The 22410-nt window shown below is 38.7% G+C and carries 20 protein-coding genes; all 20 read right to left on the bottom strand.

Going from position 1 to position 22410, the window contains the following annotated elements:
• Positions 1–7 precede the first annotated feature (7 nt).
• The 20 genes from rbfA to AC4G3L_RS10575 all read right to left on the bottom strand — a co-directional run bounded on the left by rbfA (position 8) and on the right by AC4G3L_RS10575 (position 22355).
• Positions 8–370, bottom strand: a complete 363-nt coding sequence (gene rbfA, locus AC4G3L_RS10670; protein WP_491076931.1) for a 30S ribosome-binding factor RbfA — start codon at positions 368–370, stop codon at positions 8–10.
• Positions 371–385: 15 nt separating this feature from the next.
• Positions 386–664 (bottom strand): DUF503 domain-containing protein, encoded by a 279-nt coding sequence (locus AC4G3L_RS10665; protein ID WP_491076930.1) that lies wholly within the window; start codon positions 662–664, stop codon positions 386–388.
• Positions 661–2961: a translation initiation factor IF-2 gene (gene infB, locus AC4G3L_RS10660; RefSeq protein WP_491076929.1), complete on the bottom strand. Its 2301-nt coding sequence runs from the start codon at positions 2959–2961 to the stop codon at positions 661–663. Before infB ends, AC4G3L_RS10665 begins: the two co-directional genes overlap by 4 nt.
• A 19-nt stretch (positions 2962–2980) precedes the next feature.
• Positions 2981–3283, bottom strand: coding sequence for a YlxQ family RNA-binding protein (locus tag AC4G3L_RS10655; RefSeq protein WP_491076928.1), 303 nt, complete (start codon positions 3281–3283; stop codon positions 2981–2983).
• Positions 3280–3570 (bottom strand): RNase P modulator RnpM, encoded by a 291-nt coding sequence (gene rnpM / locus AC4G3L_RS10650; RefSeq protein WP_491077192.1) that lies wholly within the window; start codon positions 3568–3570, stop codon positions 3280–3282. The genes AC4G3L_RS10655 and rnpM overlap by 4 nt, the downstream gene beginning before the upstream one ends.
• Positions 3571–3586: 16 nt before the next feature.
• Positions 3587–4723, bottom strand: a complete 1137-nt coding sequence (gene nusA / locus AC4G3L_RS10645; protein ID WP_491076927.1) for a transcription termination factor NusA — start codon at positions 4721–4723, stop codon at positions 3587–3589.
• Positions 4724–4754: 31 nt separating this feature from the next.
• Positions 4755–5228, bottom strand: a complete 474-nt coding sequence (gene rimP / locus AC4G3L_RS10640) for a ribosome maturation factor RimP (protein WP_491076926.1) — start codon at positions 5226–5228, stop codon at positions 4755–4757.
• 154 nt (positions 5229–5382) lie between these two features.
• Complete coding sequence (locus AC4G3L_RS10635) at positions 5383–9702, bottom strand: PolC-type DNA polymerase III (protein WP_491077191.1); 4320 nt, start codon at positions 9700–9702, stop codon at positions 5383–5385.
• Between the two features lie 289 nt (positions 9703–9991).
• Complete coding sequence (locus AC4G3L_RS10630) at positions 9992–11692, bottom strand: proline--tRNA ligase (RefSeq protein ID WP_491076925.1); 1701 nt, start codon at positions 11690–11692, stop codon at positions 9992–9994.
• An 89-nt stretch (positions 11693–11781) separates the two neighbouring features.
• Complete coding sequence (gene rseP, locus AC4G3L_RS10625) at positions 11782–13041, bottom strand: RIP metalloprotease RseP (RefSeq protein WP_491076924.1); 1260 nt, start codon at positions 13039–13041, stop codon at positions 11782–11784.
• 16 nt (positions 13042–13057) lie between these two features.
• A complete protein-coding gene (gene dxr / locus AC4G3L_RS10620; protein WP_491076923.1) occupies positions 13058–14200 on the bottom strand; it encodes a 1-deoxy-D-xylulose-5-phosphate reductoisomerase in 1143 nt (380 codons plus the stop codon).
• 36 nt (positions 14201–14236) lie between these two features.
• On the bottom strand, positions 14237–15028 hold the full coding sequence (locus AC4G3L_RS10615; protein ID WP_491076922.1) for a phosphatidate cytidylyltransferase: 792 nt from the start codon (positions 15026–15028) through the stop codon (positions 14237–14239).
• A gap of 22 nt (positions 15029–15050) precedes the next feature.
• The gene (gene uppS / locus AC4G3L_RS10610; RefSeq protein ID WP_491076921.1) at positions 15051–15824 is read right to left on the bottom strand and encodes an undecaprenyl pyrophosphate synthase; all 774 of its coding nucleotides are present in this window, start codon (positions 15822–15824) and stop codon (positions 15051–15053) included.
• 274 nt (positions 15825–16098) lie between these two features.
• Positions 16099–16656 (bottom strand): ribosome recycling factor, encoded by a 558-nt coding sequence (gene frr, locus AC4G3L_RS10605; protein WP_491076920.1) that lies wholly within the window; start codon positions 16654–16656, stop codon positions 16099–16101.
• Positions 16656–17381, bottom strand: coding sequence for a UMP kinase (gene pyrH / locus AC4G3L_RS10600; RefSeq protein ID WP_491076919.1), 726 nt, complete (start codon positions 17379–17381; stop codon positions 16656–16658). The genes frr and pyrH overlap by 1 nt, the downstream gene beginning before the upstream one ends.
• A 158-nt stretch (positions 17382–17539) precedes the next feature.
• Positions 17540–18424, bottom strand: coding sequence for a translation elongation factor Ts (tsf, locus tag AC4G3L_RS10595; RefSeq protein WP_491076918.1), 885 nt, complete (start codon positions 18422–18424; stop codon positions 17540–17542).
• A 131-nt stretch (positions 18425–18555) separates the two neighbouring features.
• Positions 18556–19320: a 30S ribosomal protein S2 gene (rpsB, locus tag AC4G3L_RS10590; RefSeq protein ID WP_491076917.1), complete on the bottom strand. Its 765-nt coding sequence runs from the start codon at positions 19318–19320 to the stop codon at positions 18556–18558.
• 155 nt (positions 19321–19475) lie between these two features.
• On the bottom strand, positions 19476–20000 hold the full coding sequence (locus AC4G3L_RS10585; protein WP_491076916.1) for a hypothetical protein: 525 nt from the start codon (positions 19998–20000) through the stop codon (positions 19476–19478).
• Positions 20001–20219: 219 nt separating this feature from the next.
• The gene (locus AC4G3L_RS10580; protein ID WP_491076915.1) at positions 20220–21557 is read right to left on the bottom strand and encodes a flagellar assembly protein A; all 1338 of its coding nucleotides are present in this window, start codon (positions 21555–21557) and stop codon (positions 20220–20222) included.
• 24 nt (positions 21558–21581) lie between these two features.
• The gene (locus AC4G3L_RS10575; protein WP_491076914.1) at positions 21582–22355 is read right to left on the bottom strand and encodes a FliA/WhiG family RNA polymerase sigma factor; all 774 of its coding nucleotides are present in this window, start codon (positions 22353–22355) and stop codon (positions 21582–21584) included.
• Positions 22356–22410: the final 55 nt, after the last annotated feature.

The following is a 22410-nucleotide window of genomic DNA, read 5'->3' as shown; positions in this document are numbered from 1 at the left end:
CTTACCTCTATTCTTCGTGTTTATCTTTATTTTCCTCATGAATTTGATGTAACAGATTATCGATTCTATTTCCATATTCAATGGACTCGTCAAATTCAAAAGAGATTTCCGGTGTTTTTCGCAGGCGAATACGTTGGCCCAGCTCAGAACGGATAAATCCTTTTGCTTTAGCAAGGCCTTTAAGGGTATCCTCTCTTTTCTCAGCATCACCGAGAACAGAAATATAAACTTTGGCCTGCTGAAGGTCACCAGTCACTTCAACGTCTGTTACAGTCACAAATCCTACTCGTGGATCTTTAATTTTCCTGCCAAGTATCTCACTTAGCTCTTTTTTCATTTGCTCTCCCACACGTGTAGATCTAAGGCTCATGTTTTTCACCTCTTTTTAAAGCCATTCTAGATTGGTTGAATTCCTTTCCAATTCTGGAAAGGAATCAAGAAATGCCAATGCCTTCTGCAGCTCCTTTTCAGCTGCAATTTTGGAAGAGGAGACAACCACAATGGCAATGACCGTATGTTGCCACCTATCCTGATAATCAACTTCAGCGACAGAGACATTAAATTTTTGTTTTAAACGCGTCATGACACGTTGCAGAACTGCCCTTTTTTCCTTTAGGGAGTGAGTATTTGGAATCAAACATTCACATTCTGCTGCTGCAATCATGCTCGTTTAATTTCCTCCATTACATATGCTTCGACAACATCGCCTTCTTTAATATCATTAAAGTTTTTGATAGTTATTCCGCACTCGTAACCCTGCGCTACTTCTTTCACATCATCCTTGAAGCGTTTAAGTGTATCCAGTTCACCTTCAAAGATTACAATGCCTTCACGAATCAGACGGATTCCACTGTTACGCGTAATCTTACCATCTGTTACATAACTTCCTGCAATGGTTCCTACTTTGGAAATTTTAATTGTTTGACGAACTTCAGCTTGACCGATTACTTTTTCCTCATATTCAGGATCTAGCATACCTTTCATCGCTGCTTCGATTTCTTCAATTGCTTTATAAATAATTCTGTGCAGACGTACATCTACTTTTTCAGCTTCAGCAGCACGTTTAGCATTGACATCCGGACGTACGTTGAATCCAATTACAATTGCATTGGAAGCAGTCGCTAAAATAATATCAGACTCAGTAATTGCACCAACGCCTGCGTGAATGATTTTAACTTTTACGCCTTCAACTTCAATTTTTTGCAATGAAGCTGCTACCGCTTCAACAGAACCTTGAACATCACCTTTTACAATGATATTAATTTCTTTTACTTCACCTTGTTTTAATTGATCAAACAAGTTTTCAAGAGTTACACGTGAACTCTCATTACGTGAAGCTAAAATATGTTTTTGAGCACGCGCTTCCCCAACTTGACGGGCTGTTTTCTCATCTTCAAATACAACGAAGCGATCTCCTGCCTGAGGGACGTCGTTTAATCCAGTAATTTCGATTGGAGTGGAAGGACCCGCTTCTTTTATACGACGGCCTAAATCATTCACCATCGCACGTACTTTACCAAAAGTGTCCCCAACAACAATTGGATCTCCTATGCGCAGTGTTCCATTTTGTACAAGCAAAGTAGCTACAGATCCACGGCCTTTATCTAATTCCGCTTCAATAACTGTACCAATTGCTTTACGGGCAGGATTTGCCTTATATTCATTTACTTCGCTTACAAGTAAAATCATTTCAAGCAATGTTTCGATTCCTTCCCCTTTTTTCGCAGACATTGGTACAAAGATAGTATCCCCGCCCCACTCTTCAGGTACCAGGCCATTTTCAACCAATTCCTGTTTCACACGTTCAGGGTTAGCTCCTTCTTTATCCATCTTGTTAACTGCAACAATGATGGGTACTTCTGCTGCTTTAGCATGGTTAATTGCTTCTATTGTTTGTGGCATTACTCCATCATCAGCAGCTACCACGATAATTGTAATATCCGTTACTTGCGCACCACGTGCACGCATAGTTGTGAAAGCAGCATGTCCCGGGGTATCCAGGAATGTGATTTTCTTACCATCAACATCTACTTGATAAGCACCAATATGCTGCGTAATTCCGCCCGCTTCGCCTTCAGTAACTTTTGTATGTCGGATTGCATCCAGCAAAGTTGTTTTACCATGGTCGACGTGACCCATAATTGTAACTACAGCTGGTCTTTCTACTGTATTTTCATCTGGATTTTCATCATCCGCAATGACAGCTTCAAGATCTGTCACATCTATCTTAATGATTTCTTCTACTTCTACGCCATAATCAGCACAAATCAGTTCGATTGCATCTTTTTCCAATATTTGGTTAATAGTTGCCATGACTCCAAGCATGAATAATTTCTTAATGATTTCACTTGGTTCACGGTGAAGTTTTTTACTTAACTCCTGTACAGACAGAGATTCAGTGAAAGTAATTTTCTCCGGTAATTCTCTTTCTTTTCTAGGTATCGGCTGATATGTTGATTTACTTTGATGACGTTGGTTATTTTTTCTATTTCGGTTATTTTTGAAGTTACCTCTTTTTTGATTATCTTGCACGCTTTTTTTCCCTTCATTTCCCTTAGTTGCCGGTTTATTCTTTGTATTTTGTTTTGTAACCTGATTGTCCTTTGTTCCAGTAACACCAGGTTTTGGTCTATCAGCGTTTTGAGCTGGCCTTGAAGTTTGCTGGCCACCTCTTTGCTGATTATTAGTTGCTTGATTTTTTTGTTGCCCGCTTATATTTCCTCGGTTTTGGTTCTGGTTCTGATTTTGACTAGTTCCAGCTTGATTGGTATTTGCAACTTTAGCGGTATCTGCTTTCTCTGATTTTGGATTAAACAGCTTTTCTAGTTTTTCTACTGCCTGTTCCTCAAGAGCCGTCATATGATTACTGACTTCGATACCCATGTCCTTAAGTTTATTAATTACCACTTTACTAGAAACATTGTTCTTCTTCGCATATTCATATACACGTACTTTACCCATTCCTTCACCCCCGAATTAGTTAATCGAGCAAGGAGATTAATTTCTTTGCAAACCCATCATCTTGTACAGCAACTACCACTCTTGATTCCTTTCCTATTGCTTCTCCAAGCATAGTACGGTTTTCAACCCTGATAATTGGTACATGGTAAAAATGACATTTGTCGGTGATTTTCTTTTCCGTATTTATAGAAGCATCTTTTGATAATAAAACTATTTTCGCTCGACGAGAGCGTATTTCTTTTATAACCAATTCTTCCCCGGAAATAACTTTTCTCGCTCGATATGCGAGTCCCAATAGGGACATCCATTTTTTTTGCATCATGGTTGTGATTTGTTCTCCTTAGTAGCCAGCATTAAAAGTTCTTCATATATGGAAGAATCTATATCTGCCTCCAGATGATTAGATAGGCTATTCTTCTTTTTGGCAGCTTTAATGGCTTCCTCAGAAAGGCTTAAGTAGGCTCCCCGGCCTGCTTTCTTACCGGTTGGATCTATGGAAACCTCGCCTTCCTTGGAGCGAACAATCCGGATCATTTCCTTTTTTGGTTTCATTTCACCGGTGCCGATACATTTTCTCAGCGGTACTTTCTTTCGGTTGTTCACCATCATCACCTCACCAATGGAATCATTCTTCTTTTTCATCATCGAGTCCAAATGTGAATCCTGTAAACTCGAGTTCTTCATCATCTTCATTATCAGCTAGGCGATTAACAGGATAGATCCCTGCTTCACGTGCATCTGTTTCACTCTTAATATCAATCTTCCACCCAGTAAGTTTAGCAGCCAGGCGAGCGTTTTGTCCACGTTTACCAATAGCTAAGGAAAGTTGATAATCAGGTACAATAACAGTGGTTGCTTTTTCTTCTTCTTTCACAATGACTTCAAGTACTTTTGAAGGACTTAAAGCATTGGCTACGAAAACAACCGGATCTTCTGACCATTTCACGATATCAATTTTCTCGCCTTTCAGTTCATTGACAATGGCTTGTACGCGTTGACCTTTAGGACCCACGCACGCACCTACCGGATCCACTTCAGAATTATCGGAGTGGACGGATATTTTAGAGCGGTCACCTGCTTCACGAGCCACAGATTTTATTTCTACTGTACCGTCAAAAATCTCAGGTACTTCCAGTTCAAACAATCTCTTTAGAAGGCCCGGATGAGTACGGGACAAAAAAATTTGAGGTCCTTTTGATGTCTTTTCCACTTTTGTAAGGAACACTTTGTAGCGTTCATGTGGTTGATAAGACTCATTCGGCATTTGTTCATTGGCCGGAAGCAGTGCTTCTGTTTTGCCGAGAGCCACATAAATATATTTTGAATCACGACGTTGGACAATACCTGTCATAATATCTTCTTCGCGATCAATGAACTCATTGTACACAATGCCTCTTTCAGCTTCACGAACACGTTGTGTCACAACTTGTTTAGCTGTTTGTGCTGCGATACGGCCAAAGTTTTTTGGTGTAACTTCAAGTTCAAGGACATCTTCAACTTCATAGTTCGGATTGATACTTTTTGCTTCTTCCAATGAAATTTCAAGGCGGGAATCAAAAACTTCATCAACTATTTCTTTACGCGCAAATACTCGCATGGAACCATTTTCTAAATTAAAATCCACTCGTACATTTTGGGCTTGGTTGAAATTTCTCTTATAGGCTGATACAAGTGCTGCTTCAATAGCCTCTATAAGTACATCCCTGGAGATTCCCTTTTCCTTTTCTAAAATGGTCAGTGCATCGAGTAATTCATTACTCATTTTACTAATCCCCTCCTACAAACTTTAACCCTTATGAAAAACTAATAGCTAGTCTTGCCTTGGCAATCTTGTCATAAGGGATGGTTATTTCCTTTATGCGTGTTTTAATTTTAATTTCAATACTGACGGTGTCGCCATTGAAATCTTTTAAGATACCTTCAAACTCTTTTTCATTATCAATCGGTTCATATGTTTTAATATGTACATTTTTACCGACTGCTTTCGTAAAATCGCTGTCTTTTTTTAGTGGACGTTCTGCACCCGGAGATGAGACCTCCAGGAAGTAGTTGTTGGAGATAGGATCTTTTTCATCAAGCTTCTCGCTCAACCTTTCAGAAACAATGCCACATTCTTCAATATCCACACCGTCTTCCTTATCGATATACACTCTAAGGAACCAGTTTCTGCCCTCTTTTACATACTCTACTTCAACGAGCTCGAGGTTTAATTCTTCAAGGATAGGGGCAGCCATTTCCTCGACAATATCAGTGACTTTCTTGCTCATGCTTTCACTCCTTTACGTCTATGTAAACGACTGAATATCATCCTAATACAAACGAAAGAGTGGGTTTCCCCACTCTTTAGCACATACGTATCAGCAGTAATTCTTACTTGAATATAACATAAAGAGTTGGTTTTTGCAAATTAGCGATTCTGAATCAGAATAAAGAGAGTTGGTTTTGATCAGGCATATCGCCCAATGAACCATGATTATCCAGATATTCTAATATAGTTTTGGAAACTTTGCCTCTTTGCTGCAAATCTTCTTTAGATAAAAATTCGCCGTTCTCTCTAGCTTTTACAATATTGAAAGCCGCATTCGTTCCAAGTCCTGGGATTGAATTGAATGGCGGAATTAAGGTATTGCCATCAATAATAAAATCAGTTGCACTGGATCGGTATAAATCAACTCTCTGGAAGCTATAACCACGCTCACACATTTCCAGGGCTAACTCTAGAACAGTCATTAAGTTTTTCTCTTTTGTAGAAGCATCAAGGCCTTTTTGATTGATTTCATCAATTCTAGAACGAATCATTTCGGATCCTTTCACCATGGCATCAAGATCAAAGTCCTCTGCACGCACCGTAAAATAAGCAGCGTAATACAGAAGTGCATGATGTACTTTAAAATAAGCGATCCTCACGGCCATTAATACATATGCCGCAGCATGGGCTTTCGGGAACATATATTTAATCTTTTTACAAGATTCAATATACCATCCCGGCACATTGTTTTTCAGCATTTCTGCTTCCATATCTTCACTAAGGCCTTTCCCCTTACGTACAGACTCCATTATCTTGAAGGCAAGTGATGGTTCGAGGCCCTGATAAATTAAATACACCATAATATCATCCCGGCAGCCAATAACCTGGCTCAGGTTACAAATATTGTCTTGAATTAATTCCTGCGCATTTCCAAGCCAAACATCCGTACCGTGTGAAAGACCGGATATTTGAACAAGCTCCGCAAATGTTGTCGGTTTCGTATCTTCAAGCATTTGTCTTACAAAACGCGTACCAAATTCAGGGACACCCAGAGTACCTGTTTTACAGTTAATTTGTTCAGAGCTTACGCCAAGTACTTCCGGCGTACTGAAAATCTTCATTACTTCGGGATCGTCTGTAGGAATTGTTTTCGGATCTATTCCACTTAAATCCTGCAGCATCCTGATAACGGTTGGATCATCATGACCAAGAATATCAAGTTTCAAAATATTATCATGGATGGAATGGAAATCGAAGTGTGTTGTTTTCCATTCTGAATCACTCGCATCAGCCGGGAACTGGATAGGAGTAAAATCATAAATATCCATATAATCAGGGACTACAATGATTCCCCCTGGATGCTGCCCTGTTGTACGCTTAACACCCGTACATCCGCTTACTAAACGATCTGTTTCCGCCGAACGGAAATGCAGGTTATTTTCCTGCGCATACCCTCTGACATATCCATAGGCTGTTTTTTCAGCTACCGTACCAATCGTTCCTGCACGGTACACATAATCTTCACCAAAAAGGACCTTTGTATAATTATGGGCTTGCGGTTGGTATTCACCTGAGAAGTTCAAGTCAATATCCGGAACTTTATCTCCCTTGAAGCCAAGGAATGTTTCAAACGGAATATCATGTCCGTCTTTCACATAGCTGACAGCGCAGTCCGGACAATCCTTATCAGGCAGGTCAAAGCCTGACCCGACAGACCCATCATTAAAGAATTCGGATTTCTTGCACTTCGGACATACATAATGAGGCGGCAATGGATTAACTTCCGTAATCTCGGTCATCGTAGCCACAAAGGAAGAACCGACGGAACCACGGGAACCAACCAAATATCCATCATCGAGCGACTTTTTAACCAATTTATGAGAGATTAGATAAATAACCGCAAATCCATGGCCTATGATACTCTTCAGTTCTTTTTCAAGACGCGCTTCCACTATTTCTGGCAGGTTTTCTCCATAAATCATTCGGGCTCTTGAATAACTCATTTCACGTATATCTTCTTCAGCACCCTCGATTTTTGGTGTATACAAGTCATCCTTAATCGGCTTAATTTCATCAATCATATCTGCAATTTTGTTTGTATTAGTCACAACAATTTCTTTTGCTTTTTCTTGACCAAGAAACGCAAAGCAATTCATCATCTCATCCGTCGTACGGAAGTGTACATCAGGCAAGCTGTGACGGTTCAGAGGGTTTGCTCCCCCTTGTGAGTTAATTAATATTTTCCGATAGATTTTATCATTAGGATTCAGGTAATGAACATTGCCTGTCGCCACAACTGGCTTGTTTAATTTTTCTCCAAGCTTAATAATATTGGCAATGATTGATTCGAGCGCCTTATCACTTTGGACAAGCTCCATCTCGATAAGAGGAGCGTATACTTCTTTTGGATGCACTTCAAGATAATCATAGAATTCAGCTACTCCCTCTGCTTCTTCAAATGATTTTTGCATCATATTCTCAAACACTTCGCCGCGATCACAACCGGAACCAACTAAGATCCCTTCACGATATTGCATAAGGACGGATCTTGGAATTCTTGGGACACGGTAAAAATAATTGATATGGGCGATTGAAACAAGTTTAAATAAATTCTTTAAACCCTCCTGAGTCTGCGCCAGTAATGTGCAGTGATACGGTCGGGCTCGCTGAAATGCCTTGCCTTTGCCCATATTGTCATTTAGTTGATTATGATTGGTAATTCCTTTTTCATTAGCATCCTTTAACATTTTCATTAATAGATGGCCGGTGGTTTCAGCATCATAGATAGCCCTGTGGTGCTGAACAAGTTCCACATCAAATTTTTTCGCCAAATTATTAAGGCGGTGATTTTTCAAATCAGGATAGAGGAAACGGGCCAGTTCAAGTGTATCAATAACCGGATTCGTGGCTTTACCAACTCCGAGTTTTTTATAACCCATATTTAAAAATCCCATATCAAAACTTGCATTATGTGCAACAAAAATTGAATCTCCTGACCAATCCCTGAACTTCGTCAATACTTCACTAACTTCAGGAGCATTTTCTACAAGGTCATCGGTTATTCCTGTTAAATTAATGGTTGTGGAAGATAATTTATGGTGTGGATTTGCAAATGACTCAAACCGATCAATAATCTCGCCATTTTTCATTTTAACTGCCGCAAGCTCTATAATGGTATCATATATGGCAGAAAGCCCCGTTGTTTCAACGTCAAAGACTACATATGTGCTTTCTTCTAAATCTAAATCCGCTGTATTATAGGCAATCGGCACGCCGTCATCTACTAAATTAGCTTCTACTCCATATAATATTTTTATATTATTTTTTTTGCCGGCAGAGTATGCCTCAGGGAATGATTGAGCTACGGCATGATCTGTAATCGCGATGGCTTTATGGCCCCATTTTGCTGCCTGGGTAACCAATGCGGAGACTGATGTAACAGCATCCATTTGACTCATCGGAGAATGCAAATGCAGCTCAACGCGCTTTTCATCTTCATGAGCTGTATCCCTGCGATCTTTACCGGCTATTTCATTGATATCATTTGCAATCATGACTAAATCACGTACAAATGTATCATTTTGAACACTTCCCTGAACACGTACCCACATACCTTTTTTAACACGTGCTAATTGGCTTGAATCCTCTCTGTCACGTGAAAACATTTTGACGAGAATACTGTTGCTATAATCCGTAATTTTAAAGGTTAATAATGTACGACCACTCTTCAGCTCTCTCGTCTCAGCATCAAATACATATCCTTCAACCGCAACTCTGCGTTCTTCTTCAACGATTTCATCCAATGTTTTAAAGTCCGCATCCGGTTTAATTTTATAGCCGATTACTAGTGGACCATCAGAGACTGCACCATCATCCTTAGCTTCAGCAGCTTTCTTCATATCCTGGACTGCCTGCAGAGCCTTTTCTTCATCTTCTTTTTGCTTTTCCTTTTTAAATGACTCCATTGCATCACTGTACGCATCCCTATCAACAATTGCATCCAGCTGCAAGGGCGGGAAACCAAAACGCTGATAAACTTCAGAAATTAAACCTGTATATTTTCGTTTAAGCTGTCCTGCTTCCGCCTCATTGCGGGCAGTTATAATCAGCTTATTTCCTTCAACCTTTGGAACCTGGCCATGTAATAACTCTAATATCGCCGGAGAAATCCCATCAATTTCACTTATACAACTTTTCCAGTAGTCTGTAATCAATTCACTCGAAGAAAGTGAATTCCTTACTTCAATAGAATAGCCGACAGTTGCAATCGGAGAAAAAACCTGCATTAATTGCATCGTGAATCTAGTCCATACACTGCATGGAATTATATGTTCAAAGCTGAAATAGAAGTGCCATTTACGAGCCACTTTTTCTATCACTACTTTATCGATTTCTGCATTGGAAAAATGCATGACTACTGCATCTTCCGTAAGCTGAAGTTGCTGGAGCAACGTTCTGAATTTATCTTGTTTAATACGAGAATTCTCTTCCATTTCTATCTCTCCCAAACGTCATTCTCCTTTTTGTGTCTAGTAATTATAACACAACTCTTTTTTAATCAAATCCCTTCTTGCAAAGATTAATGCTTTTATCAATTCAGATAAATGCTATATGGTAACCCATAATTTTCCACATAAAATGCCTACAGTCTCTTTATTGAAGTATGACAGATCATACATTTGCATTTATAAAATAATTTCTCTTATGATGCACGACCGTATATTTCAGCATAAATAAAAACAAGCTCTCCTGAAAGCGGGAGAGCTTGCTTGTTTCATTTATTTACAGGAGTTCTTTTAGTCGTCCAGCCAAATCAGCAACGGACACTTCAAAGCTTTCACCTGTCTGTCTTACTTTCACTTCAACGATACCTTCAGCTGCTTTTTTACCGACCGTTACTCGAACTGGAAGCCCGATTAAGTCGGAATCAGCAAATTTTACACCTGCACGTTCCTTACGATCATCCATTAAGACATCTAAGCCTGCTTGTTGAAGCTGGTCGTATAATTCTTCACCAAGTCTTCTTTGCTCATCGTCCTTCATATTAACAGGAATTAGGTGCACTTGATATGGTGCAATATTGACAGGCCACATCAACCCTTTTTCATCATTAAATTGCTCAGCAATAGCCGCTACGGTTCTGGATACGCCAATTCCATAACAACCCATGATCATTGGCTGGCTGCGTCCATTTTCATCCAAATAGGTACCATTCATGGCCTCACTGTAACGAGTACCCAATTTGAATACATGACCTACTTCTATTCCTTTAGCAAACTGAATAGTACCTTTTCCATCTGGAGAAACATCTCCAGCCTTGATAAATCGAAGATCTTCATATTTTACATTTTTAAAATCACGCTCAGGATTTACATTTATAAAATGTAAGTCTTCGTCATTGGCTCCGCAGACCGCATTTTCTAGAACTTCAACCGCATAATCCCCAATGATTGTCACGCGATCTCTGTCCACACCAATTGGACCGAGAGAACCAACACCGCAATTCATGATTTCTTTTGTTTCTTCCGGGCTTGCTGGTTCAACAATTGTTGCATTAAAAATATTTTTTAATTTTATATCATTTAATTCATGATCACCCCTGATCAATACAAGGACAAATTGATCGTCCACTTTCCAAAGAAGAGATTTAATGCACTTGTCCGCACCTATATTTAAATAAGCCGATACTTCTTCAATTGTTTTTTGCTCAGGTGTTGATACCTTGGTTAGTTCTTTAAGCTCTTCACCCGCTTTAGCTGTTGCATTAATAACCGGTGCCATTTCAATATTGGCCGCAAAATCAGAGGAATCGGAGTATGCAATTGTGTCTTCCCCTATTTCGGAAAGGACCATAAATTCATGTGTATCTTTTCCACCCATTGCCCCTGAATCCGCTATTACTGCTCTGAAATTAAGTCCGCAACGACTGAAAATATTGGAATAGGCTGAAAAGATTCGATCATATACCTCATCCAGGCTTTCTTGGCTGGAATGGAATGAATAGGCATCTTTCATGATAAATTCACGACCGCGAAGCAATCCAAAACGAGGACGTTTCTCATCACGGAATTTTGTTTGGATTTGATAAAGGGTTAATGGCAAACGCTTGTATGATTTCACTTCATCACGAAGTAAGCTTGTAATGACTTCTTCATGGGTTGGTCCCATAGCGAACTCACGATTATGGCGGTCGCTCATTCTCATCAATTCAGGACCATAAGAATACCATCTGCCGGATTCCTGCCATAACTCTGCCTGTTGCAGCGTTGGCATTAATAATTCTACCGCTCCCGCACGTTCCATTTCTTCTCGAATAATTTTTTCGACATTTTGGATTACTTTTAAACCAAGAGGAAGATAACTGTATATTCCACTCGCATTTTGGCGCATAAATCCGGCACGAAGTAATAATTGGTGACTTTTTACTTCAGCGTCAGATGGCACCTCTCTCAATGTTGGAATTATGGTCATACTTTGTTTCATATCTATTCACCTTTCTATCCCTATTCGCTTTACTTTATGTATAACAGGGGCTTTAAATTTTATAGCCCCCGTTACTTTTGAATCCTATTTTAAAAGAAAAACCTCTGTATATCATTCCAAGTGACAACAATCATTAAGAGCATCAATAAAGCAAATCCGATAAAATGGACCATACCTTCCTTTTGCTTATCGATTGGTTTCCCTCTGACCGCTTCAATCGCAAAGAATAACAGTCTTCCTCCATCCAAAGCAGGCAAAGGCAAGAGATTCATTATACCGAGGTTGATGCTTAAAACTCCTGCCCATTTTAACAAGTAAAAAATACCTGATTTTGCCACTTCTTCAGTAGAAACATAAATACCTACAGGACCAGATAATTGATCAACGGAGAATCCTCCAGTGATTAAATCTCCAAGCACAATGAAAATTTGTTTAGTCCATACATACGTTTCAGTAAAACCATACCCAATCGCTTTTAGAAAAGATTTTTCTGTTGGTGCATAGACACCAATAATGCCTCGCTTACCAGCTGAATCCTCTACTAATTTAGGCGTGACTGTGATTTCCTGTTCCTGTCCGTCACGCTCGACCTTAAAGGCCAGATCATTATTGGCATTTTCCTGTATCGTGGATTGAATATCACTCCATGAATCCACCTTTTCACCATTAATAGATTGGACAGTATCTCCTTCTCTGAGCCCAGAGCTAATGGCAGGTCCGTCTTCTGTCAATTTACCAAGCTTAGGCTCATCGACCACGACTCCTTGGGCAATCCCAATAATCATAAATAAAACTGCTGCTAAAACGAAATTCATCATCGGACCGGCAAAAATGGCCATCGCTCTTTGCGGTAATGTTTTCGATGAAAATTGACGGTCATATGGAGCAATTTGCAATTCAAGACCATCTTCTATCATGACTGCTTTTGGGTGAACCTTATAAGTTTGGATTATTTCATCATTTCCATCCTCATATCCCCTAATGATTAACTGATGATCCAAATCTGCTTCTTCTACTTCAATAATTCTGGCTTCAGGAAATTTATCCTTGTTGGTAACAATAATTTTGTTGATTTCCTGATTTTCATTAAACATAACACCAATACGGAAACCTGGTTTCAATTCTACTGATTCTACATCTTCACCTGCCATTCGAACAAAACCGCCAAGCGGGAGTAAACGAATGGTATAAACTGTTTCATTCTTTTTTACTGTAAAGATTTTTGGCCCAAAACCTATTGCAAACTCGCGGCAGAGTATACCGGCTCTTTTTGCAAAAATTAAGTGGCCTAATTCATGAAAAAACACCAAACCGCCAAAAATTAGTATAAACGCTAATATAGTTTGCACTTAATCGACCATCCTTTTAATATAGTGACTCGATATATTTTCTTGTATCCTGATCGACTTCTTGTATAGTTTCGAGTTCAGGATTTATAATTGGCTGATGACGGTTCATTGCCTTCTCCACCAGTTCCTCAATTGCCAAGAATGAAATCTTGCCCTGTAAGAATAATCCGACCGCCACCTCATTGGCTGCATTTAAAACAGTCGGCATTGATCCGCCTATTCTTCCGGCGTTATAAGCGTATTGTAAACAAGGATAACGGTCAAAGTCCATCTTTTTAAAATGTAATGTTGCCGCATCTGCTAAATTAAGCCTTTTCGAAGAGATAAGCGGTAATCTGTCCGGGTAAGAAAGTGCATATTGGATTGGAACACGCATATCCGGGGTACCAAGCTGTGCGATTACACTTGAATCATGAAATTCAACCATGGAATGTATAATGCTTTCCTGATGCAGGAGAACGTCAATTTGTTCATATGGTAAATTAAATAGCCAATGAGCTTCAATGACTTCAAGTCCTTTATTCATCATTGTGGCAGAATCTATCGTTATTTTTGCACCCATGGACCAGTTTGGATGATTGAGCGCATCTTCAACCGTAACATTTTTTAGTTCATCCCTTGTCCGGTCTCTGAAGCTTCCTCCTGACGCTGTAATAATCAGGCGCTCAATATTTTTAGCCTGCTCTCCCTGTAATGCCTGGAATATAGCTGAATGTTCGCTGTCAACCGGCAAAATAGGCGTGTTATACTTTTCAGCAGCCTCCATAACAAGATGTCCGGCTGTCACCAATGTTTCTTTATTGGCCAGAGCAATTTGCTTGCCCGCTTCCATCGCTTGCATAGTCGGAATTAAACCAATGCTACCCATCACAGCATTTACAACGATGTCTCCATTCACATAAGTAGCTGCCTCTATTAATCCATCATGCCCGTATACAATCTTTCTATTTGGATATTCTGTTTTTAATCGTTCGGCATCATCTTTTAACTGTACACAAATCAATTCCGGCTGGAATTCTTCTGCAATACTACGAATCCCATCCAAATTTCTTCCGCCTGCAACGGCAGTTAACCTAAATTCCTCTGGGTGATTGCGAACAATATCAATTGTTTGCATCCCGATTGAACCTGTAGCCCCTAATAAATTAATCCTTTTCAAATTAAAGCTCCTCCCCAGCAATTGTAGTGTTATTAATTAGAAAATGAAGAAATGCAAAATGGGAAGAATAAAAATCAAACTATCAAACCTATCCAAAATTCCTCCGTGTCCCGGTAAGATATTACCCGAATCTTTAACACCATAATGCCTTTTATATGCGGATTGCACAAGATCTCCCAATTGCCCAAAGATAGATATTAAAAGAGCTATTACAATCAGCTTACTTATATTGTAGTCTAAATTAGAGAGGAAATAGAACAATATTGCAACAATGATTGCACTTCCAATCCCGCCAATAAAACCTTCCACGGTTTTATTTGGGCTGATTTCAGGCCAAAGCTTTCTTTTTCCTAAAGAGCGTCCTACAAAATAGGCGCCCGAATCTGTAACCCATATAGTAATTAATACAAATAGTATCGTTACCAGACCGTTACCGGTATCTCTTGTGGCAAAAAAGTAATAAAACGCAACACCTATGTAAAGAGATGATAACAGGAGAAAGGCTGCATCATCAAAGGTAAAAGCATTTTTCGAAATAACAGTAATCACCAATAATAAGAATGCAACAATAATGACTATATCCATTTTTTCATAATGAATCATATCAAAAACACCGTTATACCTGTCAGGAATCAGTAAAACCCATACTAATATGAACGATAGCAGTGAGGATATCGTCATTAATGGTATCTTCTTCATCTTAATTAATTCATATAATCCAATAGTCGCCATAGCATATATTAAAATAAGAAATGGAATATTTCCATATATCAAAATCGGTAAAAATAACGCCATAGCTATAACTGCTGTAATGATTCTTTGTTTCATCCAAAAATCCTCGCCTTCCTAATTATACGCCGCCATATCTTCTTGAACGTCCCTGGAATTCTTCAATCGCATTCAACAACTCTGCATCATTAAAATCCGGCCATAAAACATCAGTAAAATAAAATTCTGTATAAGCTAATTGCCATAACATAAAATTACTCAAACGAATTTCGCCACTGGTTCTAATTAATAAATCCGGATCCAACAACTGATTGGTCATTAAATAGTCGGAAAAACGCTCTTCTGTCAACTCATTTTCATCTAAACGACCGTCTTTCAAATCTGCCGCGGCTTTTCTTACACCTTCCAGGATTTCTGCGCGACTGCCGTAATTAAGGGCAAAGTTTAAAATCAGGCCATCATTATCTTTTGTTTTTTCCAATGCGGTTGTTACTGCACTTACAGTATGTAGAGGCAGTCTTTTCTGGTCCCCCATAATTTGAACCTTCACATTCTCTTCCATTAACTCCGGCAAAAAAGTACCTAAAAATTCCTCAGGTAATTTTAATAAATAGTCAACTTCATCTTTTGGACGTTTCCAATTTTCAGTCGAAAAGGCATATACAGTCAACACCTTCACTCCTAATTCACTCGCCAATTTAGTCGTTTTACGAACGACCTTCATCCCTTCATGATGCCCAGCGACTCTTGGCAGCGCCCTTTTTCGTGCCCAACGACCATTCCCATCCATTATAATGGCGATGTGATTGGGTATTTTATTTTGTTTTACCTTTTCTATTCTTTCTGATATAGATAGCTGTTTACCTTTTTTCTCGACTTTCTTCCATCCAAACATTTTATTTCCTCCAAAAGGAATTGATCATCCCTGCTTATGTATATATCTCATCCATATTCTTTGGTACAAATTCCATAACCTATCATACCACATTTATATGTCACAAACATTCCTGTATATTAGTTTGTTTCACTTTGGAGCATGAAAACTTTACAGGTTAGTCTTTTCAATCTTGCTGTGAAAAAAGATTCTTTTATAATTTGACCTACGATGTATTCCATACAATATGTAACAAAAAAACCCCTTTTGGCAAAAGGGGTTTTATGATATAAAATCAAACTTCCATGATTTCCTTTTCTTTATCTTTAGCAAGCTGATCAATTTTAGTGATGTGTTCATCTGTCATTTTTTGAACGTCATCAGAATATCCACGAAGTGCGTCTTCTGTAATTTCCCCGTTTTTCTCTAACTTCTTAAGATCATCATTACCATCACGGCGCACATTACGAATGGCTACTTTCGCTTCTTCAGCTTCTTTCTTCACTTGTTTAACAAGGTCACGACGACGTTCTTCCGTAAGTGCAGGAATACTTAAACGAATAATATTTCCATCGTTCACCGGGTTAAGACCAAGATCAGATTTCAGGATGGCTTTCTCAATATCACCAAGAATAGTTTTATCATAAGGTGTAATAACCAACATACGTGGTTCCGGTACACTGATTGAACCAAGTTGATTAACAGGGGTCGGTGCACCGTAATAGATAACAGTCAGTCTGTCCAACAAGGAAGCACTTGCACGTCCTGCACGGATAGAAGCTAATTCTCTTGAGAATGCCTGAATCCCTTTATTCATTTTTTCCTTAGTATTTGCTATAACTTGTTTTGCCATTATTCTTTCCCCCTAACGATAGTACCTATAGTTTCGCCCATAACGGCACGTTTAATATTTCCTTCTTCCATTATTGAGAAGACAATTAGTGGAATATCATTATCCATACATAAGGATGATGCTGTGGAGTCCATTACAGATAAACCATCTTTAATTAGATCTAGATAAGAAAGTTTATCATATTTGACAGCGCTGCTATCCTTAACAGGATCTGCACTATAAACACCATCCACATTATTCTTACCCATCAGAATAACATCTGCTTCTATTTCGGCAGCCCGTAAAGCTGCTGTCGTATCTGTAGAGAAATAAGGATTTCCGGTACCTGCAGCAAAGATAACTACACGTGTTTTTTCTAAATGCCGAATTGCCCTTCTGCGGATATATGGCTCAGCGACTTGCCTCATTTCAATAGAAGTTTGCACACGTGTCTCAACTCCCTGCTGCTCTAAACTATCTTGAAGCGCAAGCGAATTCATGACTGTAGCAAGCATCCCCATATAATCAGCCGTCGCACGGTCCATACCTAGTTCACTGCCTGTTTTACCGCGCCAAATATTGCCTCCTCCAACTACTACTGCGACTTCTACACCAAGCTCAGCAACTTCTTTCACTTGTTTAGCAACCGAAGAAATAATTTTTGGGTCAATTCCAAATCCTTGAGCACCGGCAAGTGCTTCCCCACTTAACTTTAATACAACTCTTTTATACTTTACGCCGCTCATAGTAACCTCCACCATTGTTAGTCATCGATTTATTTAAAGCTTATAATCGATATCTACATCTCAATCTCTGCACATGATTAAAAAGAAAAATATTATCTTGAAAAATAGGGAACACAGCGTGTCCCCTATTTTCATGCTATACACAATTGTCATTAAGATTAGTCTTTTTTAATTTGGTTCATTACTTCTTCAGCGAAGTTATCTTGTTTCTTCTCGATTCCTTCTCCTACTTCGTAACGAATGAATTCAACGATAGAAGCACCATTTGCTTGTACGAATTGACCAACTTTTTGATCTGGATTCTTAACGAAAGTTTGATCCAGTACACATACTTCTTCAAAGTATTTACCAAGACGGCCTTCAACCATTTTAGCAACGATTTTCTCAGGTTTACCTTCATTAAGGGCTTGTTGAGTTAATACTTGACGCTCATGCTCAACTTCTTCTGCAGAAACTTGATCACGAGACACATATTTAGGGTTAAGAGCAGCAATATGCATAGATACATCTTTAGCAACTGCTTCGTCAGTTGAACCTTCAACGATAGTTAGAACACTGATACGTCCGCCTTGGTGGATGTAAGCGCCGAATGCACCATTTTCAGGTTTTGTTTTGATTTCAAAACGACGTAGAGACAAACGCTCACCAATTTTAGCGATAGCGGCATTAATGTGATCTTGAACAGTTGCACCGTTATCCATAGTTTGAGCATGAGCTTCTTCAACAGTTGCTGGAGTGTTTGCCAAAATATGAGCAGCCAATTCTTTAACAAGAGTTTGGAAACCTTCATTTTTAGCAACGAAATCTGTTTCAGCATTCACTTCAAGGATAACCGCTTTATCTCCTTCTACAACGATAGAAGTAAGACCTTCTGCAGCGATACGATCGCCTTTTTTAGCAGCTTTTGCGATTCCTTTTTCACGAAGGTAATCAATTGCTTTATCCATATCTCCGTTTGTTTCTTGAAGTGCTTTTTTGCAGTCCATCATACCTGCACCAGTTTTTTCACGTAATTCTTTAACCATTTGAGCAGTAATAGCCATTTGGTCTTCCTCCTTTATATCATCCGATAAAATCAGTATGTAGCAGTGTTCGTATCCGTATACACCACTCTATTTTATTTCAAAAAAAGGTGATAAAAGGCACTGTCCTCTTATCACCTTTAAAAAATCAATTAAGCATTTTCAACTGTAGTTGCTTCTTCTGCTTCTACAGTTTCTTCAACTACTGCTTCTTCTGCAACTGGAGCTGTTTCTTCACCTTGTTTACCTTCAAGAATAGCATCAGCCATTTTACCAGTAAGCAATTTAACAGCACGGATTGCATCATCGTTTGCAGGGATTACATAATCGATTTCATCCGGATCACAGTTTGTATCAACGATACCTACGATTGGAATGTTCAATTTGTGAGCTTCTGCAACAGCAATACGCTCTTTGCGTGGGTCAATGATGAACAATGCATCAGGGATTTGTTTCATATCCTTGATACCGCCCAAGAATTTTTCAAGACGTTCTTGTTGTTTTTTTAATTGAATAACTTCTTTTTTAGGAAGAACTTCGAATGTTCCGTTCTCTTCCATTTTCTCGATTTCTTTAAGACGTGTGATACGTTTTTGAATAGTTACGAAGTTTGTTAATGTACCACCTAACCAACGTTGGTTAACATAGTACATACCAGCACGGCCAGCTTCTTCTTTAACAGAATCTTGTGCTTGCTTTTTAGTACCAACGAATAACATAGTACCGCCATCAGCAGCTAAGTCTCTTACGAAGTTGTAAGCTTCTTCTACTTTTTTAACCGTTTTTTGAAGGTCGATAATGTAGATGCCATTACGCTCCGTGAAAATATATTTTTTCATTTTTGGGTTCCAACGACGAGTTTGGTGCCCAAAGTGTACACCTGCTTCAAGCAGTTGTTTCATTGAAATTACTGACATGATTGTTCCTCCTATGTTTTGTTTTTGCCTCCGCTTAAATCATTTTCAGACTGAAACTGTAATTTACAGCACGGTCAGCCTAAATCCTTAAGCGTGTGTATTAACACCATGTCATAATATAGCACAATTTAAGGATACAATCAAGTCATTTTCCTTTACTTTTTGTTTAATTTAAATAAAAGGTCAATTTCTGTTTTGCCACGTTCCATTTTTTTGGCTATTTCTTCGATTGTTTTACCTTGGTTTTTCATAGCCAGTGCCTCAGCCAGTATATGATTTTGATCCATTTCTCGGCTCTTTTGGACTGATTCCTTCTTTTCAATTATGCTATTTGTCACACCCGATTGCCCATTTGAATTTATGTAAGCATGCAATGCTGCCTGCTGTCTATACCCTTGCGGTAACCCAAGAAGCTCCTGTTCTACAAAATCAGGCTCCACTTCAGTAGGGTGTTTATCTTCAGCTGGATCTGCGCTTCTGTTCCTAAATAACTGTTTAATCTCATCATTTTCTTCTTTCATCTCAAAAATAAACGTATTGATCAGCTCTTCCATCTCTTCTATAGATGCTTTATAATTCTTCTCAAACTGTATCAGGCGATTCTGCCTTGAGTAAAGGATCATGACTATTAATATAGCTACCATATTAACCATAATGCTTAAAATAAGGATAACTGCCATTTGGTCCCCTCCCTTCCAAACCTATATACTTCGATGGATTGCAGTTTCGCAAAAAGGCAGAACGATTTTTACTAGCTTCGTCATTCTGCTGCCATTTTTGCTCTTACATACTTTTTCTCTATTCTGGTCCCTGTTCAACCAGTTTTTGATTTACGCTCATGCAGAAAATAGCACGCGTTCACCTGCATTCCAGAACATTATAAATTTAGAAGTCTCTTTTTATAGCGGATACATAGATATTTCGTTTCCCCTATTAGTGAATTTGACTGACTGGTACATTTGATTCAGCGGCCTAGAATACTTGCCCATCTTTATATATAGATTGGGATAACAAGAACCATTCACAATGAGTTCCTCATCGACTTGCAAGTAATAATCTAAATTTACTCTTTCCTGCTTTAGCTTTTTCATTTCCTCAACTAAATGGTTTTTTGTTTTACTATGTTTTTCTAACAAGAGGACATCCTTTTTACTCATACTAGAAAGTCTCGATTTTTCTTCCAATTTCAAAGCAATATATGTTAGTTTTGATAGTGTTTTTTCGATTTTCTGACAGTGAAAATCTAAATCCTTCTTTTTACAATCAATTGCTTCTTTATTTCCAATATGTATTTCAGTACGCGCGTAATGCACATTTCCTGCATCCTGAAGTTCCACTCGTTTTCCAGCTTTCAAAACACCGCCTATTAAATGCCCGTTTTCACAGATAATAGATTTCATGGAAGTAACATAGCTATGAAGAATGGCATTTCGAATAACAATATCGCCACTCGAAATAATAGTTACATAGTTCATATACAAAGCATATAAATCCCCGCCTGTACGAATGTGACAATCTTTTTCACCGGTAATTCCGCCCTTTACATAGATTGAACCGCCAACATCAATCTCAGATCCTTCAATCATACCGTATACTTTCAAATCACCGCCGCAACGTATGAAATATCCAGCAGGTACGTTACCCTCAATGCTCACATTGCCAATGAAATCTATATTTCCTATCTCCAGACTAAGGTCGCCTTCTACTCGAAAAACTGGATTAACTTGGATCGTTTGGTCCACCATACTGATTTGCCCGTCAATCGTTGCATATACAATTGATGCATGTTCAATAACATTGGGGCCTAATTTAAAGACAGCCTTTTTGCCAGGTTTCGGCTTCACTGCATCCCCAAATACATCCATTCCAAAATGGCCAATCGTCGGTTGAGATACAGTCGCAATTTTATCCCCTGTGCAAACGGAAGGGATCTCCATTATATTCTTGAAGTTAAATGGCTGTTTCTGTTTATTCAAAACCTTCATGCAATCGAGTATTAATTCTCCATTACACCCATTTTCAGCAGATTGACCTTCAGCAAACAATAATGGAAACAGAACCTGTTCCGTATTCAACAATAGAGATTTGACTTCTTTTTTTATACCAAAGGTTATCGGTAAGGATGCCAGCCATTCTTCTACTTCTCTTTCAGACACTATCTGTGTCAGATTTTCCTCAGATTTAATCCAGGCCTTCATTTTGTCTGGGGAAATCTCTAGTTTATATGGAAAGTTCATCTTACCCCCTCCCAAGTTAAAGATTTAGCGATAAATCGTCTTTGCCAATAATTCTTTTAATTTAAATAAAGCGCGCGAATGTATTTGAGAAATTCTTGAGGTGGAAAGCTTCAAAATATATCCAATCTCTGTAAGAGTTAATTCCTGCCGGTAAAATAAATCCAGAACTAATTGTTCTTTTTCACCAAGCTTATGAATGAGGTCTTCCATCTCTTTAAGCAATTCTTTTTTTACAAGTGCATCTTCAGGAGATAGCATGCGCTCATCTTTCACCGTGTACGATTGCACTTCCTGTTCTGAATGTGCATCATGAGGTTGTTCATCCATTGACAGTACATTGGAAAAGAAGTTCTCATTCGTAATTTTGATCACCTCATCTTCAGGTATCCCCAATTCTTTGGAAATCTCATCCGGTGTAATATTACGCATGTTCTTCTGTTCCAATGCTTCGATAGTAGAATCTATCAATTTTGCTTTTTCTCTCGTGCTTCTTGGCAGCCAATCCTCTTTACGAAGTCCATCTATAATAGCTCCTCTAATTCGAAAGGAGGCATATGTTTCAAATTTTAAATCACGGGAAGGATCAAATTTTTCTAAAGCATCAAATAACCCCATATTTCCCAAACTCCGTATTTCATCCCTATTTACATTTTTAGGCAGGTTTACAGAGATCCGTTGGACATGATAACTGACCAATGGCAAGTATTTTTTTGCCAATATGTCTCCAGCCTGCGCGTCCCGGCCTTCTAGCCATTTATGCCAATATGTTTGTTCTTCACCGGTATTCACTTGAGACATTTTGACCCTCCTTAATTTGGTTTTTAATGGTAATACAATTATAACAAAAAGTCAC

This window comes from Bacillus sp. z33, from assembly GCF_058313615.1.
The sequence above is the reverse complement of the archived record's forward strand: the minus strand, read 5'-3'. Positions and strand labels throughout refer to the sequence as shown.

Coding starts and splice junctions, on each gene's coding strand:
- AC4G3L_RS10580 (WP_491076915.1), bottom strand. CDS start 21,557: ATGAACTTTCCATATAAACTAGAGATTTCCCCAGACAAAATGAAGGCC.
- AC4G3L_RS10665 (WP_491076930.1), bottom strand. CDS start 664: ATGATTGCAGCAGCAGAATGTGAATGTTTGATTCCAAATACTCACTCC.
- AC4G3L_RS10630 (WP_491076925.1), bottom strand. CDS start 11,692: ATGAAACAAAGTATGACCATAATTCCAACATTGAGAGAGGTGCCATCT.
- AC4G3L_RS10585 (WP_491076916.1), bottom strand. CDS start 20,000: ATGGCAGTTATCCTTATTTTAAGCATTATGGTTAATATGGTAGCTATA.
- frr (WP_491076920.1), bottom strand. CDS start 16,656: ATGGCAAAACAAGTTATAGCAAATACTAAGGAAAAAATGAATAAAGGG.
- AC4G3L_RS10615 (WP_491076922.1), bottom strand. CDS start 15,028: ATGAAACAAAGAATCATTACAGCAGTTATAGCTATGGCGTTATTTTTA.
- pyrH (WP_491076919.1), bottom strand. CDS start 17,381: ATGAGCGGCGTAAAGTATAAAAGAGTTGTATTAAAGTTAAGTGGGGAA.
- AC4G3L_RS10635 (WP_491077191.1), bottom strand. CDS start 9,702: ATGGAAGAGAATTCTCGTATTAAACAAGATAAATTCAGAACGTTGCTC.
- tsf (WP_491076918.1), bottom strand. CDS start 18,424: ATGGCTATTACTGCTCAAATGGTTAAAGAATTACGTGAAAAAACTGGT.
- infB (WP_491076929.1), bottom strand. CDS start 2,961: ATGGGTAAAGTACGTGTATATGAATATGCGAAGAAGAACAATGTTTCT.
- rpsB (WP_491076917.1), bottom strand. CDS start 19,320: ATGTCAGTAATTTCAATGAAACAACTGCTTGAAGCAGGTGTACACTTT.
- AC4G3L_RS10655 (WP_491076928.1), bottom strand. CDS start 3,283: ATGATGCAAAAAAAATGGATGTCCCTATTGGGACTCGCATATCGAGCG.
- uppS (WP_491076921.1), bottom strand. CDS start 15,824: ATGTTTGGATGGAAGAAAGTCGAGAAAAAAGGTAAACAGCTATCTATA.
- rnpM (WP_491077192.1), bottom strand. CDS start 3,570: ATGATGGTGAACAACCGAAAGAAAGTACCGCTGAGAAAATGTATCGGC.
- nusA (WP_491076927.1), bottom strand. CDS start 4,723: ATGAGTAATGAATTACTCGATGCACTGACCATTTTAGAAAAGGAAAAG.
- rimP (WP_491076926.1), bottom strand. CDS start 5,228: ATGAGCAAGAAAGTCACTGATATTGTCGAGGAAATGGCTGCCCCTATC.
- AC4G3L_RS10575 (WP_491076914.1), bottom strand. CDS start 22,355: ATGTCTCAAGTGAATACCGGTGAAGAACAAACATATTGGCATAAATGG.
- rbfA (WP_491076931.1), bottom strand. CDS start 370: ATGAGCCTTAGATCTACACGTGTGGGAGAGCAAATGAAAAAAGAGCTA.